This window comes from Mesorhizobium dulcispinae, from assembly GCF_033977345.1.
GTDB classification, from domain to species: Bacteria; Pseudomonadota; Alphaproteobacteria; order Rhizobiales; family Rhizobiaceae; genus Mesorhizobium; species Mesorhizobium dulcispinae.
On the sequence record NZ_JAVIIY010000003.1, the window covers coordinates 482,806 to 497,666 of the forward strand.

Annotated in this window: 14 protein-coding genes; 3 read left to right on the forward strand and 11 right to left on the reverse strand. The window is 64.5% G+C overall.

Features of this window, described 5'->3' with window-relative positions; all coding sequences use genetic code 11:
- Window positions 1-181: 181 nt before the first annotated feature.
- From RFN30_RS10265 to RFN30_RS10305, 9 genes are all read right to left on the reverse strand, one after another.
- On the reverse strand, window positions 182-1,240 hold the full coding sequence (locus RFN30_RS10265; RefSeq protein WP_320261960.1) for an ABC transporter ATP-binding protein: 1,059 nt from the start codon (window positions 1,238-1,240) through the stop codon (window positions 182-184).
- Window positions 1,241-1,280: 40 nt separating this feature from the next.
- A complete protein-coding gene (locus RFN30_RS10270) occupies window positions 1,281-2,102 on the reverse strand; it encodes a carbohydrate ABC transporter permease (protein ID WP_320261961.1) in 822 nt (273 codons plus the stop codon).
- Window positions 2,103-3,041, reverse strand: coding sequence for a carbohydrate ABC transporter permease (locus RFN30_RS10275; RefSeq protein WP_320261962.1), 939 nt, complete (start codon window positions 3,039-3,041; stop codon window positions 2,103-2,105). It abuts the gene before it with no gap.
- On the reverse strand, window positions 3,041-4,378 hold the full coding sequence (locus RFN30_RS10280; RefSeq protein WP_320261963.1) for an ABC transporter substrate-binding protein: 1,338 nt from the start codon (window positions 4,376-4,378) through the stop codon (window positions 3,041-3,043). Before RFN30_RS10280 ends, RFN30_RS10275 begins: the two co-directional genes overlap by 1 nt.
- A gap of 61 nt (window positions 4,379-4,439) precedes the next feature.
- Window positions 4,440-5,099, reverse strand: coding sequence for a GntR family transcriptional regulator (locus RFN30_RS10285; protein WP_320261964.1), 660 nt, complete (start codon window positions 5,097-5,099; stop codon window positions 4,440-4,442).
- 22 nt (window positions 5,100-5,121) lie between these two features.
- The gene (locus RFN30_RS10290; RefSeq protein WP_320261965.1) at window positions 5,122-6,006 is read right to left on the reverse strand and encodes a dihydrodipicolinate synthase family protein; all 885 of its coding nucleotides are present in this window, start codon (window positions 6,004-6,006) and stop codon (window positions 5,122-5,124) included.
- Between the two features lie 103 nt (window positions 6,007-6,109).
- Window positions 6,110-7,498 (reverse strand): chromate efflux transporter, encoded by a 1,389-nt coding sequence (gene chrA, locus RFN30_RS10295; RefSeq protein WP_320261966.1) that lies wholly within the window; start codon window positions 7,496-7,498, stop codon window positions 6,110-6,112.
- Entirely contained in the window at window positions 7,495-8,313 is an 819-nt protein-coding gene (locus RFN30_RS10300) for a chromate resistance protein ChrB domain-containing protein (protein ID WP_320261967.1), read from the reverse strand. Before RFN30_RS10300 ends, chrA begins: the two co-directional genes overlap by 4 nt.
- Before the next feature lie 175 nt (window positions 8,314-8,488).
- The gene (locus RFN30_RS10305; protein ID WP_320261968.1) at window positions 8,489-9,277 is read right to left on the reverse strand and encodes a 3-hydroxybutyrate dehydrogenase; all 789 of its coding nucleotides are present in this window, start codon (window positions 9,275-9,277) and stop codon (window positions 8,489-8,491) included.
- Between the two features lie 223 nt (window positions 9,278-9,500).
- Here RFN30_RS10305 and RFN30_RS10310 point away from each other — a divergent pair, with 223 nt between their 5' ends.
- From RFN30_RS10310 to RFN30_RS10320, 3 genes are all read left to right on the forward strand, one after another.
- On the forward strand, window positions 9,501-10,283 hold the full coding sequence (locus RFN30_RS10310; RefSeq protein WP_320261969.1) for an acetoacetate decarboxylase: 783 nt from the start codon (window positions 9,501-9,503) through the stop codon (window positions 10,281-10,283).
- Window positions 10,276-11,436 (forward strand): patatin-like phospholipase family protein, encoded by a 1,161-nt coding sequence (locus RFN30_RS10315; protein ID WP_320261970.1) that lies wholly within the window; start codon window positions 10,276-10,278, stop codon window positions 11,434-11,436. The genes RFN30_RS10310 and RFN30_RS10315 overlap by 8 nt, the downstream gene beginning before the upstream one ends.
- Before the next feature lie 216 nt (window positions 11,437-11,652).
- Window positions 11,653-12,498 carry a DUF8737 domain-containing protein gene (locus RFN30_RS10320; protein ID WP_320261971.1) on the forward strand — a complete coding sequence of 282 codons (846 nt, stop codon included), beginning with the start codon at window positions 11,653-11,655 and terminating at the stop codon, window positions 12,496-12,498.
- A gap of 81 nt (window positions 12,499-12,579) precedes the next feature.
- Here RFN30_RS10320 and RFN30_RS10325 read toward each other — a convergent pair whose 3' ends face one another.
- Window positions 12,580-14,181: an inorganic phosphate transporter gene (locus tag RFN30_RS10325; protein WP_320261972.1), complete on the reverse strand. Its 1,602-nt coding sequence runs from the start codon at window positions 14,179-14,181 to the stop codon at window positions 12,580-12,582.
- An 80-nt stretch (window positions 14,182-14,261) separates the two neighbouring features.
- Window positions 14,262-14,795 (reverse strand): TetR/AcrR family transcriptional regulator, encoded by a 534-nt coding sequence (locus RFN30_RS10330; RefSeq protein WP_320261973.1) that lies wholly within the window; start codon window positions 14,793-14,795, stop codon window positions 14,262-14,264.
- Between the last annotated feature and the right edge of the window lie 66 nt (window positions 14,796-14,861).

Here is a 14,861-nt window from a genome sequence, read left to right on the forward strand (position 1 = left end):
GCCCGGAAGACCAGCGGAACCGGCGGTTTATTCCCAAAAGGATCATTGGTTTCGATCACGCTGATGTGATCGATTGTCGCCAGGAGCTCAACGGGTTACCCAGGGTCGAGCCACGTTCGCCTTGAAGGCGGTCCGAAAGGAAGGCGCCGTCGCTGCTGATGGTGAGCGCCGACAGCGGCGCTCAGATACGCCGGCCGGTCTTGGCGTCGAACAGATGCGCCGAGGCGCGGTCGATCTCGAGCGGCACACTCTCGCCTTGCTTCAGCGCAAGCCGCTCGCGGAAAAGGCAGGAGATCGCCTCCCCGCCGCAGTCGACAGTGGCGAAGATTTCCGAACCGGTCGCCTCCAGAAGCGTGACGGTGCCGGAGAGACCCTGGCCGCTCGCCCGGATATGTTCGGGACGAATGCCGTAGACCAGTTCCCTTCCCGCGGCTTCGGCCGGTTGAATGCCTTCCGGCAGCGGCAGCGTCAGCCCGCCGGCGCTGCGGAAGATGCCTTCCTCGACGCGGCCGTGGATGAAATTCATGGCGGGCGATCCGATGAAGCCGGCAACGAACAGATTGGCCGGGCGGTCGTAGAGATCGAGCGGTGCGCCGATCTGCTCGACCAGGCCGTCATGCAGCACGACGATCTTGTCGGCCATGGTCATGGCCTCGATCTGGTCATGCGTGACATAGATGGTGGTGGTGCCGAGCCGCTGATGCAGCGCCTTGATCTCGCCGCGCATCTGGACGCGCAATTTGGCGTCGAGATTGGAGAGCGGCTCGTCGAACAGGAAGACCTGCGGGTCGCGCACGATGGCGCGGCCCATGGCGACGCGCTGGCGCTGGCCGCCCGAGAGCTGGCGCGGATAGCGGTCGAGCAGCTTTTCGAGGCCGAGAATGCTTGCTGCCCGCTTCACGCGGCTCGCGGTGTCGGCCGGATCGGCCTTCTTGATCCTGAGCGCGAAGCCCATATTGTCGGCCACCGTCATATGCGGGTAGAGCGCGTAGTTCTGGAACACCATCGCGATGTTGCGGTCGCGCGCCCTGAGGTTGTTCACGGTGCGCTCGCCAATGGCGATCTTGCCGGCCGAGATCGTTTCGAGCCCCGCGATCATGCGCAGCAGGGTCGACTTTCCGCAGCCCGACGGCCCGACCAGGATGACGAACTCGCCATCGGCGATATCGACGCTGACGTCGTGGATGATCTTGGCGCTCCCGAAGGCCTTCTGCACATTGTTGATGGTTACCGATGCCATTGGGTTCCTCCACAAAGACTGATGTCTATTCGGGCCGTGCTCAGCCGCCCTTGACCGCACCGGCGGTCAGTCCCGCGACGATCTGCCGTTGCGCGAACATGGTCAGCACCAGCACCGGCAGCGTCACCACCAGCGCCGCGGCCGCCAGCGGCCCCCAGCTCACCTGCTCGTAGGACAGCATATTGTAGACGGCGACCGGCAAAGTCCGCGTCTCGCGGCTGGCGAGCACCACGCCGAAGACGAAATTGTTCCACGAGAAGATGATCGACAGGATGAAGGCAACGACGATACCGGGCTTGGCGATCGGCAGCGCCACCAGCCGGAACACCTGCCAGGACGAAGCGCCGTCGATATTGGCCGCCTCTTCCAGCTCCATCGGCGTCGTCTCGAAATAGCCGATCATCACCCAGACCACGATCGGCACCGTCACCACCAGATGGATGATGATCTGCGGCCAGAGCGTGCCGAGGATGCCCAGCCACTGGAACAAAAGAAACAGCGGGATGAGATAGGAAAGCCCCGGCGTCATGCGTGCGATCATGATGACGATCGCCGAACGCTCCGCCTTGAGCCGGGCGATGCCGTAGCCGGCAGGCACGCCGATCAGCAGCGCAAGCATCGTTGCAGTACCTGTCACCAGCACCGAGTTCCAGAGATAGAGCAGGAAATTGTTCTCCTCGAACACTTTCGCGTAGTTCGACCAGGCGAAGCGCTCGGGGATCAGGATCGGCGGGTAGGCGCCGTTGTCGATCTCGAATTTCAGCGACAGCGAGATCATCCAGAGGAAGAACAGGATCGCCGGCGAGACCAGCACTAGCGCCGCGGAGAACAATCCCAGCTTATTCAGCAGCCGCGAGCCCATCTACTTGCCCTCCGCGTCGGCCCATTGCGCTCGCTGGCGCAGCATCAGGAGGATGAAGGACAGCGCCACGATGACGATGAAGAACACGACGGCCATGGCCGAGCCATAACCCATGTCGTAGTAGGAGAAGGCGGTGTTGTAGAGATAGATGTTGATGGTCTCCGACGCCGTCCCCGGGCCGCCCTGGGTCATCGCGTAGATGATGTCGAAGCTCTTCAGCGCATCGATCGTGCGGATGATCACCGCGATCATCAGGAACGGCGCGATCATCGGCAAGGTGAGATAGCGAAACTGCTGCCAGGCATTGGCGCCGTCGATTTCGGCGCTCTCGAACGGTTCGCGCGGCACGGATGCAAGGCCGCCCAGCACGATCAGCATCACCAGCGGCGTCCACTGCCAAGTCTCGACCGCGACCAGCGAAGGAATGACCGTGTTGGCGTTGAAGATCCACTCTTGCGCCGGAATGCCGGCCAGCGACAAGAGATAGTTGAGCACGCCGAGCTGCGGATGGAACATCATCGTCCAAACCAGCGCCACGGCCACCGGGGTCGCCATCATCGGCATCACGAACAGCCCACGCAGCAGGCCCCGCAATGGGAACCTGGCGTCGAAGATCAGCGCCGCGACGGTGCCGAAGAACATCGGCGCGGCCACCGATAGAAACGTGTAGGTCAAGGTGTGCCAGAGCGATTCCCAGAAGCGCGGATCGCTCGCCAGGCGCAGGTAATTTTCCATCCCGGCAAAGCTTCGCGACTGGCCGAGCGTCCAGCTGTTGACGCTCATCCACAGCGTGAAGGCCCAGGGAAAGATGATCACGGCGCCGACGACGACGAGCGCCGGAATGACGAAAGGCCAGTAGTTGGGAGCCAGCCGAAGCGGCTGGCTCTCTTCGATGGCTTGCGTCGTCACCCCCGCGCGTTCTGGGGCGATGGCGGACATCAGCCTTGCTCGCTCCTGTCGAGAACCGGCTGGAACTGCTCGGTGGCCTTCTTCAGCTCGTCGGCGGGGTCGGCACCGGCAATCATGTTGGTCAGCGCCACGCCATAAATGTCGCGGAACTCGGTGACCGGGATGATGACTGGCAGCGCCAGCCGGCTGATGTTGCCGGAGCCAACCACGGCGTCCAACCAGCTCGGCGGCATGGTGACGCCCTCGCGCACCTTGGGGTCTTCCAGCACCGATTTGCGGAACGGCACGCCGGCACCGGCCTGCAGCAGCCGCGCGCCCATCGCAGGCGATACCGCCCACTGACAGAACAGATAGGCCGCTTCCTTCTTCGTGCTGGCGGACGTCACGCCGATGCCATCGCCGAACGTGCCCGAGGCATGCGCTTTCGGTCCCTTTGGCATGACGCCGTAGCCGACCTTGCCGACCACCCGCGATTTCTCTGGATTTTCCATGGGCGGCGCGAAGCCCACGCCGTCGAACCACATGCCGATCTTGCCCTGCAGGAAGGCGGACTGCGCCTCGGCCCAGTTGAAGCCGGTGACGCCCGGAGGCGCGGCCTTGGTCATCAGCCGCTGATAAAGGCTGGCCGCTTCGATCGCCTCCGGCGACGTGGTGCGCAGCTCGCCGTCGCTGCCGAGCGGCGTCATGTCGTAGCCGAGCATCAGCGAGGTCCACACCGGCGTGTTGGCGTTCTTGAGGCCGCGGGCGACGAAACCGAACGTGTTGCTCGCCGGGTCGGTCAGCGCTTCGGCCGCCGCCACCAGCTGCTCGAAACTTTCGGGATATTTCAGCCCCTTGGCGTCGAACAGCTCCTTGTTCCAGTAGAGGATCCAATAGTCGACCGAGAACGGCAGCGAGCGCAGCACGCCCTGGCCGTCCTTGGCGAACTGCATGCCGGCCTCGGCGAAGTCGCTTTCGACCAGGCCCGGATCTGTCAAGCCCGGATCGGCAAGGTAGCCGGAAATGTCGGCCAGCCAGCCGCCCTTCTCGAACTGCCGCTTCTGCACATGGTAGCTCAGATGCACCACGTCGAAGCTCGGCTTGCCGGAGCTGAGCTCGATCACCGTCTTCTGACGCTGCTGCTGCTCGGGCGTCGCCTCCGCATTGACCTTGATGCCGGTCAGCTCCTCGAACTCGGCGAGGTTCTTCAGGATGGTGTCGCTGCGCGGGCTCTTGACCAGATTGACGTCGAGCGTCGTGCCGGCAAAGCGCTTCCAGTCGACGCCCGCGGCGAAACTCGGACGAAGACCGGCGAAACCTGCGGCGGCAAGTGCAGCGGTTCCCTGGAGCAATTGCCTCCTGGTTGGATTGAACGGATTGGACGACATTTCTTCCTCCCGGGTTGCTGTCGTTGTCGATTGCGCCGCGACGATTGCGGCGCGGTCTTCCTCAAATCTGGAGCGCCAGCCGGCGCGCATTGTCGATGTGCTGGCTGATAGCCTCGACCGCCTTCTGCGGATCGCGTTTCTCCAGCGCGTCGATCACCGCCAGATGCTCGCGCATGACCGGCACGACGCGACCGTCGATGCGAAACCGCTCCTGGTGGATCAGCCTGATCTTCACCGAATTGACCAGATAGGCCTTGGCGATGATCTCGTTGCCCAGCGCGCTGATGAATGTGTCATGCATGGCCCAATCGATGCTCTGCGCCTTGGCTTCCATTTCCGGCGTCGGGGTCTGCGCCAGCGCCTGCGCGAGCATGTCCTCGTGTTCGCGCCGCAGCCGGGCAATCTCGGCGTCGGAAGCGTTGACGGCAAACAGCGCGACCGCCTCGCGCTCCATGAACAGGCGGAACTGGAAGGCCTCGCGGATCAGGCTGATGTCGATATGCGCGATCTGCATGCCGCGCTGCGGTATAGTGGTCAGCAGCCCCTCCGCCTCGAGCCGCGGTACGATCTCGCGGATGGCGCCGAGCGGCAGGCCGGTGAAGGCGACCAGCTCGCGCTGCGACACGAACTGGCCGGGCCTCAGGTCACGGGCCAGCAGATGCCGCGTGAAGCTGGCATAGGCCTTTTCCCTCAGGGTTGCCGGTTCGCTCGTGTCTTCCATGCCGATCAGCGTCCTCCGCCGCTCATGCCGCTTGTGTCGCGAACAACCGGTTGTAAGCGGCGCCAAGCTGCTGCCGCTCCGGCAGCGCGACCGGCTCGAGCGGCGGCCGAACCGTCAGCCAGCGCTCGTCGCCGGTCTGGCGCGCCACCATCGCCTTCACCGCCGGAATGACCGGGTGCCTGAGCAGTTCGAGAACGAAGCACTCCACGCGGGAATCGTCGCGTCCGCTCTCCACAATGGCGCGAAGTTCGCCGGCGGCGAAATTCGCCATGCCGGAAATCGCGCCCTGGCCGCCGATCCGCACCGCCGGCGCCAGATGCCGTTCATCGCCGATCAGAATGATCAGGTCGCCATGCGCCTTGAGCAGCGCTTCGCTATAGGCCCAGTCGCCGCCCGAATCCTTCACCCCGGCGACCACGCCCGGATACGCCTTGCGCAGCCGGCCGATCAGGTCGAGCGACAGCCGCACTGTCGTGACCGAAGGGATATTGTAGAGCAGCACGCCGCGGGCGAGCGGACCGAGCGCGGCGAACACGGCCGCAAACCAGCCGAACAGCCCGTCGTCGCCGACATTCTTGAAGTAGCTCGGCGGCGCCAGCAGGATGTTGCGGGCGCCGCGCTGCAAGGCCTGCCGGCTCTGCTCCGCGGCGTCTTCCGCCGCATCGACAAGCACGCCGGCGACAAGCTGATCGGCAGCTATGCCCGCCGCAAGCATGGCGCCGATGACCGCCGGCCGCTCCGCCGTGCCGACGGAGGCGCCTTCGCCGGTCGTGCCGAACAGCGTCACGCTGCTGCAGCCGGCATCGAGGCAGGCCCGAGCATGCGCGGTCATCAGCGGGACAGCAATCCGCCCGGATGCATCAAAGGGCGTTGTGAGCGCAACCGACAGACCAAAGCGCGAAGCCACCTGCAAAGTCTCCAATTCATCAATCTGCAGGCAGCAATATCATGCTAACATGTTAGTTGTAAACAGAGTCCCTCGATCACGCTTGGCTGCGGCCTGAAACAGTTCACAGTGCTTGCAAGGCCAGTCCCGCCAGCGCCGATGCCGCGAGCGTCGGCAGCATGCCGGCTTTCAGCCTGAGCATGGCGACCATCGCCGCCGCCGACAGCAGCGCCGCGCGCCAGTCGAGCGACGAGAAGACCGGGGCCTCCACGCCCCAGCCGATACTCGCGACCTTGCCGAAGACGACATGCAGCGCGAACCACAGCGCAAGGTTCATCACCACGCCGACGACCGCCGCCGTGATCGCGCTGAGAGCCGCCGACAATGCCTTGTTCTGCCGCAGCTGCTCGATGTAGGGCGCGCCGAGGAATATCCAGAAGAAGCAAGGCACGAAGGTAGCCCAGAGCGTCAGCGCCGCTCCCAGCGATCCTGCAAGCAACGGGCTGATCGCGCCGGCATGACGGTAGGCGGCGGCGAAGCCGACGAATTGCAGCACCAGGATCAGCGGCCCGGGCGTCGTTTCGGCAAGCCCTAGCCCGTCGACCATTTCGCCGGGCGCCAGCCAGCCGAACGAGGTCACTGCCGCCTGCGCGACATAGGCCAGAACCGCATAGGCGCCGCCGAAGGTGACGACCGCCATCAGGCTGAAGAAGCCGCCTATCTGCGTCCACACGCTTGCCGGGCCTGCCAGCACGGCAATCAGCGCCACCGGCCCCAGCCAGAGCGGCAGCCAGATGGCTGCGGTGCGGGCCGCATGCCATCTGGTCGGAACGGTGTGGCCGAGCTCGCCGCGCTCGAACATCAGATCGACCACGCCGCTCCTGTCAGCGGCGGCGCTGCCCTTGCCGTGCGCCGTGCCCGAAAACAGGCTCGGCGCGAAGCGACTGCCGATCCAGCCGATCAGGCCCGCCGCAAGCACGATCAGCGGGAATGGCAGCTTGACGACATAGATGGCGAGGAAGGCCGCCACCGCGATCGCCACCATGACCCGGTTCTTCAGCGCTCGCCTGCCGATGCGGATCACCGCCTCGACGACGACCGCCAGCACTGCGGCCTTGATGCCGAAGAACAGCGCTTCGATGACCGGCGCGTCGTTGTAAAGCATGTAGAAGCTGCTCAGGGCGAGCATGACAAACGCGCCGGGCAGCACGAACAGGGTGCCGGCGACGAGGCCGCCGGCCGTCCGGTGCAGCAGCCAGCCGACATAGACCGCAAGCTGCTGCGCCTCGGGACCCGGCAGGAGCATGCAGTAGTTGAGCGCGTGCAGGAACCGCTCCTCGCCGATCCAGCGGCGCTCCTCGACCAGTTCCTTGTGCATCAGAGCGATCTGCCCGGCCGGCCCGCCGAAGGAGAGCAGGCCGATCTTTGCCCACAGCCGCGTCGCTTCGCTGAAGGTCGGCATGGCAGGCACGTCGGCCGGCCGCTCAGTGCCGTCCTTGGCAAGGACGGTCATTGCGCCTTGCCTCCGACCGGCCAGTTATGCGTCTCGTCAGTGGCGTCCCGGCACCAGCGGAAGAAGGCGTCGTAGAGGAGCATTCCGGCTTCGAGCTGCTCGAGGTCGTCGCGGAACATGCGCGACAGGCCGAGCGAGGCGGCGAGGAACCCGGCCGCCTGCGGCACGAGGTCGAGCCGCGCCGTGTCCGCTCCGCGCACGATCAGCGCCAGACGATCGAGCGCTTCGATGCGCAGGCCGAATTCCTCGATCATCGTGTCGAAGGTGCAGCGATCGCCGCGATGACTCCAGAACACGCCTTCGATGTCGAAGGGGACTGCGGCGAAGCGCTCGGCCACCAGAGGCACTTCGGCCGGGTCGACGAACAGGAACACAGCCTTGGGATCGACGAAGCGCCGGATCAGCCAGGGGCAGGCGATGCGATCGACCTTCGGCCGGGAACGGGTGACCCACACAGTGCGGCCCCTCTCGTCGCGGGGCGGGACCGCGCTGGCTTTGACCACCGGCGCCTTGGCCTCGGCCCAGGCCTCGAAGCCGCCTTCAAGCGATTCGGCCGCAATGCCTTCATGGCGCAGCCATGCCGCCACGCCCTGCGAGAGCTTCTGCCCTCTCTGGCAGATGACGACGACCTTGGACCCGGAGAATTCGGCCGCCCAGCTCGAAACGGCTTTGAAATCGCGCCGGTACGAAGCCGGCAACAGCCGCGGATCGGCTTGATAGTCGTCATCGATGCGTACGTCGACAAGAACCGGTGCGTCGGGCAGGCCGACGAGGCGAGAGAGTTGAGGAACCGTGATTGCTGTTGTTGACGGCATGGCGTCCACCTCCAGAACGAAGAGAGTTTGGACGCGATCATTGGGCTGACGCCTCACGGGGTCGTCGCGGGGAACCCCTTGTTGGGGATGCTGGATCGCTCCCCCGCGATTGTCAAGAATCGAATTGCCAGAAACACGGGGCCGTGTCCGCCTTCCTATGCGAAGGCAGTTGTGCTTACTGCGCCGTCCAGCCGCCATCCATCGGCAGGGTCGTGCCGGTCATCTGCTTGGCGGCGTCCGAGCACAGGAAAAGGGTCAGTGCCGCGAGCTCCTCGACGGTGACGAATTCCTTGGTCGGCTGCGCGGCTAAAAGCACGTCGTGCTTGACCTGCTCCTCGGTCATGCCGCGCGCCTTCATCGTGTCGGGGATCTGCTTCTCGACCAGCGGCGTCCAGACATAGCCGGGGGCGATCGCGTTGACGGTGATGCCGTCCTGCGCCACCTCCAGCGCCACCGTCTTGGTCAGGCCGGCAATGCCGTGCTTGGCCGAGACATAGGCCGACTTGAACGGCGAGGCGACCAGCGCATGCGCCGAGGCCGTGTTGATGATGCGGCCCCATTTGCGGCTCTTCATGCCGGGCACCGCCGCCTTGATGGCATAGAAGGCGGCAAGCAGGTTGATGCGAATGATGGCTTCCCACTTGTCGTCGGGAAACTCGTCGATCGGCGCGACATGCTGGATGCCGGCATTGTTGACCAGGATGTCGAGGCTGCCGAACGCCTCTTCGGCCTCGTGGATCATGGCGGTCACCGCCGCGCCGTCCATCATGTTGGCGCCCGAGTAGCGGCACTTGACGCCGAAATCCGTCTCGATGCCGGCACGCTCCCTTTCGATCGCCGCGGCGTCGCCCAGGCCGTTGATGGTGACGTTGGCGCCCTCCGCGGCAAAGGCGCGGGCGATTGCCAGGCCGATGCCGCTGGTCGAGCCGGTGACGAGCGCATTCTTCGAAGACAGGGAACCCATGAAAAATCTCGCAAGAGGTGGAGGGGACCTAAGGCACATAGTTTGTGCGCCGCAGCATGACAATGCCACGGCCATATGTCGTTGCGATTACAATGTTGTGATGCTGTCCGAGAGCCATGAAACTGGCGCCCGAGGACAATGACATGGCACTGTCATGGTGCCGTGCAACATACTTCCCCTGCGCGTTTCGCGTGTGTCATTCCTGACCCGATGGGTGAATAGCTTGGATATCGCCGATGTCGTGAAGCGCGCCTATGCGATGCCGCTCACCAATCCTTCGTTCCCGCCCGGTCCCTACCGTTTCTTCGACCGCGAGTACATCATCATCACCTACCGCACGACGCGCGAAGCGCTTGAAGCCGTCGTGCCGAAGCCGCTCGAGATCGACGAGCCGCTGGTCAAATACGAATTCATCCGCATGCCGGATTCGACCGGCTTCGGCGACTATACCGAGACCGGCCAGGTCATCCCCGTGCGCTTCGGCGGCCAGCATGGCGGCTATGTCCATTCCATGTATCTCGACGATGACGCGCCGATCGCCGGCGGCCGCGAGCTCTGGGGCTTCCCGAAGAAGCTCGCCAGCCCCAAGATCGTGCATGAGGGCGAAGTGGTGGTCGGCACACTGCACTATGGCAGCGTTCTGTGCGCCACCGGCACGATGGGCTACAAGCACCGCGAGGCCGACCACGATTCCGTGCTCGCCTCGCTCGCTGCGCCCAACTTCCTGATCAAGATCATCCCGCATGTCGACGGCAGCCCGCGCATTTGCGAGCTGGTGCGCTACTACCTCACCGAGGTGACGCTGAAGGAAGCCTGGACGGCGCCGGCCGCGCTCGACCTTCGGCCGCATGTCATGGCCGATGTGGCGAAACTGCCGGTGCTCGAGGTGGTCTCGGCCGTCCACTTCACCGCCGATCTGACGCTTGGGCTGGGCGAAGTCGTTCATGACTACCTCGCCGAACGGTCGACAGCCAGCGCAACCCTGCCGGAGAAGGCTCGTGCTTGAACGCACCCGAAACAAGGCTATCGCCGCCACCATCCAGGAAATCTCACAGCAATATGACCGTGTCGCCCTGGTGTTCCAGGGTGGCGGCGCGCTGGGCGCCTATCAGGCCGGCGTCTACCAGGCGCTTTCCGATGCCGGCTGTGAGCCGACCTGGCTCTCCGGCGTGTCGATCGGCGCGATCAACGCCTCGATCATCGCCGGCAACGAGCCGAGCCGTCGCCTGCAGCGGCTGGAGCAGTTCTGGCAGACGGTCTCGGGCCGTAAGATCTGGGCCTATACGCCCGAGGGCGACATCTATCGCGACATCCGCAACCGCACCTCGTCGTGGATGACGATGACCATGGGCCAGCCCGGCTTCTTCAAGCCGCGCAATCCCAACCCGTGGTTCCAGCCGCCGGGCGCGGATGGCGCTACCAGCTTCTACGACACCGCCGAGCTGAAGGACACGCTGGAGAGTCTGATCGACTTCGACGTGCTGAACGACGGCAGGAAGCGGCTGAGCGTCGGCGCGGTCAATGTCAGGACCGGCAACTTCGTCTATTTCGACACCGACAAGGTGCGCATCGGGCCGGAGCATATCATGGCGAGCGGCGCGCTGCCGCCGGCCTTCCCCTCGATCCGCATCGAGGGCGAGTATTACTGGGACGGCGGCATCGTCTCCAACACGCCGCTGCAATATCTGCTCGACCAGGAAGAGGACCGCTCCTCGCTGGTCTTCCAGGTCGATCTGTTCAGCGCCCGCGGCGCGCTGCCGCGCGGCATGGCCGACGTGCTGTCGCGCCACAAGGACATCATGTATTCGAGCCGCACGCGCCAGAACACCGACAATTTCCAGCGCATACATGCGCTCAAGATGAAGCTGCTCGACGCGCTCAAGCGCGTTCCGCCGGAGCAGCTGAAGGACGGCGAGAGGGAGCTGATCGCCGACTACTCAGACGCCGGCGTGGTGAACATTGTCCACCTGATCTACCAGCACAAAGGCTATGAGGGTCACGCCAAGGACTATGAATTCTCGGGCACCTCGATGCGCGAGCACTGGGACATGGGCCTCGAGGACACCGAGCGCACGCTGCGCCACAAGCAGTGGCTGATGCTGCCGACCAATATCGAAGGCGTCGCCATCCACGACCTGCATCGCGAAGACCCGACCTGATATTTGCGTCCAGCACAGGCGGAGCAATCTCAGGAAAGGCGGCGAAAATTGCGGTGCAGCGCGCTAGAAACGCCTCCACGCCGTCGAGCAAACTCTGCCTGACTGTGAAGCTCTTCTTCATAGACTGTCAACATTGTCGCGAATAGCCGCTCCCGGAAAGCAGGCGTACATCTGAGCATCAGCGCAAAAGCGCCCAGGCTCGATGGAGTGCCGCCGATGACCGCCGAAGCTGTTCCCTCTGCTGTCGTTCCGTCGCGTGATACCTGGCGGGGCCCGCTCTGGCTTGCGCCGCTCACGGCGCTGTGGCTGCTGCTGATCTATAGTTGGCCGGCGATCCCGGCCAGCGGCGTTCCGACCACGGCCCACCAGCTCGCAGCCCACGGGCTTATCGCGCTGGGATTGTGGCTCGGCCTCGAACACACGAGCCTGACGCCGGGTCAACGCCGCGCGACCTGGCTGGCAATCATGATCCCGGACACGCTGTGGCTCACCGTCGCCTGGAGCGCCGCGATCAACGGCGCCTTCCACCCGGACACCGCGTCTTTTCCGGTGTTGCCATCAGCGATCTTCCTGCCGGTGATCATCGGCGCGCCGCTGTTGCTGTTCTCGAAGCGGATTGGGCAGGTGCTCGATGCGATACCTGCGAGCTGGCTCGTCACACTTCAGCTCTACCGCATATTCGGCAGCTGGGCGATCGCGGCCTGGCTGCATGGTGCGCTGCCCGGCGTATTCGCAGTGCCGGCAGGCATCGGCGATATGCTGACCGGACTGCTCGCGTTGCCGGCGGCGATCGCAGTGGCGACCGGCACAGCCGAGGGCCGGAGGGCGGCAACTTTCTGGAATTTCCTCGGCCTTGCCGACTTCGCAGTCGCGATCACCATGGGCATGATTACCTCGCCCGGCCCCTGGCAGCTGATCGTTCCGGATGTGCAGAGCATCGGTGCTGGCGATTACCCGGGTGTACTGACCCCTGCTTTCGTGGTGCCAAGCTCAATCCTGCTGCATGTATTGTCGCTGCGCCAACTGCGCCGCCGTAGCAGGGCGGACATCGCGAGGCGATAGGCTGGCCACCAAAAAGAAACGGCGCCGTAAGCGGAGCCGGCGCCGTAAGCGGCGCCGTTCCTTTTGAGGGTCTTCCACCACCTAGAACACCTGGCGGAAGATGACGAACAGCACGAACGACAGCGCGATCGAACAGGGCAGGGTGAGCACCCAGGCAAGCAAGAGGTTGCGCACGGTGGCCCACTGCAGTCCGGAGCCGTTCGCCGCCATCGTGCCGGCAACGCCGGACGACAGGACGTGGGTGGTCGATACCGGCAGGCCAAGACGGTCGGCCGCGCCGATCGTGATCATGGCGACCAGCTCGGCGGCGGCGCCCTGGCCATAGGTCAGGTGGCTCTTGCCGATCTTCTCGCCGACAGTGACGACGATACGCTTCCAGCCGACCATCGTGCCTAGCCCAAGCGCCAGCGCCACGGCGATCTTCACCCACAACGGGATGAACTTCGTCGCGTTGTCGACCGCCTTGTGATAGTCGGTCACCGCCTTCAGGTCGGCGTCCTGCATCGGCAGCAGCTTCTTCTTGTCGATCAGCTTCAGCGCTTCACCAATCAGATAGATGTCGTTGCGGGCGTTGCTGACCAGGTCGGTCGGTACCTTGTCGACGGTAGCGTAAGGCTGCAGCTCAGCGGTCGTGTTATGAATGTAGGTCTGCAGCGCCACGGTCGTCTGATCGTTCCACGACTTGCTGCGCACGGCCTCCTGAACCGCGGCCTTGGCGGCGGCGACGGTGACGCCCGGCTTGACGTATTTGCCCAGCGCCTGCTCGACCGACACGGAAGCCGATTTGTAGGCCTCGAGATAGTTGATGTCGGGCGTGCGGTTGAGCGCGTAGGCGGTCGGCACCACGCCGATCAGGATCAGCATGATCAGGCCCATGCCCTTCTGGCCGTCGTTCGAGCCATGCGCGAAGCTGACGCCGGTGCAGGTGAAGATGAGCAAGGCGCGGATCCACCACGGCGGCGGCGTGTTGCCCTTCGGCGCCTCATAGAGCGCCGGATTGCGCACCAGAAACTTCATCGCATAGAGCAGGATAGCGGCGGCGAAGAAGCCGACCAGGGGCGAGACAAGCAGCGACATGCCGACATTGGTCGCCTGCCCCCATTCGACGCCGCTGGTAGCGCTTCCGGCCGGCGCCATGAACTGGTTGGCGAGGCCGACGCCGATGATCGAGCCGACCATGGTGTGCGAGCTGGACGCCGGCAGGCCGAGGAACCAGGTGCCCAGGTTCCACAGGATCGCCGCCACCAGCAGGGCGAACACCATGGCGAAACCGGACGACGAGCCGACCTGCAGGATGAGCTCGACCGGCAGCAGCGACAGGATGCCGAACGCCACCGCGCCGCTTGAGGTGAGCACGCCAAGGAAGTTGAACACGCCAGACCACATGACGGCGAATTCGGCCGGGAGCGATCGGGTGTAGATGACGGTGGCCACGGCGTTGGCGGTGTCGTGGAAGCCGTTGACGAATTCGAAGCCGAGCGCGATCAGCAAGGCGATGCCGAGCAGAATCCAGGGCACCGTCTTGGCGATCGCCAGGTCCTGGCTCAGCGCATAGCCGACATAGATGAGGCCGGCCAGAACCAGCACGCCGAAGGCCGGCAGGAACCATTTGGCACCGTTCGATTGTTCTAATGGGTGATCCGGTCTCGGAATCCCCGCCTCACTGGAAACAACGTCCACCATGTCCCACTCCTTTTGCATTGCAGCAAAGAACCGGGAAGAACGCTATGTCCCGAGGATGAAGCTGGTGTGACGCCTGCAACCTATCCGGCTATCTCGAGGAGCGATGCCACCAGCAGCTTGCGCTCGTCCTCCGAAAGCACGTCGGAATCGAACAGGTTCATGCTGCGCAAGCCTTCGATGGCGAGGAAGCAGACCAGCAGCGAGCCGAGATCGTCCGTTTCCCCTTTCAGCCGCTCGAACAGCTGCCGCTTGAACGCCTTTATCGGCGTCAGGAATTCCGGATCCTCGGCGATCGCCGAAAAGATCCACGACGCCGAGGGCTGCGGCTCCTCGCATTCATCGGCCGAAAGCTGGATATAGGCCGAGAGCGCGCTTTCGTGACCGCCTTCCGCGATACGCGTTTCGAGCGCCTGCTCGAACTCCTTGAGGTAGTTCTCGACCAGCCCCTGCATCAGCCCGGCCTTGGTCGGGAAATTGTAGAGCAGACCGCCCTTGGAGACGCCGGCGCGGCTGGCGACGGCGTCGAGCGACAGGCTTCCCGGACCCGCCTCGCGCGCCACGTCGGCGGCGGCGGCCAATATTCTGTCGCGCGAATTTGCCCTGCGAGCCTTCATCACCCCCACCCCTTACATTAGGTTGTGCGGAATTGACAAGACCGTCCAGACGGTACAGTAAGGCGC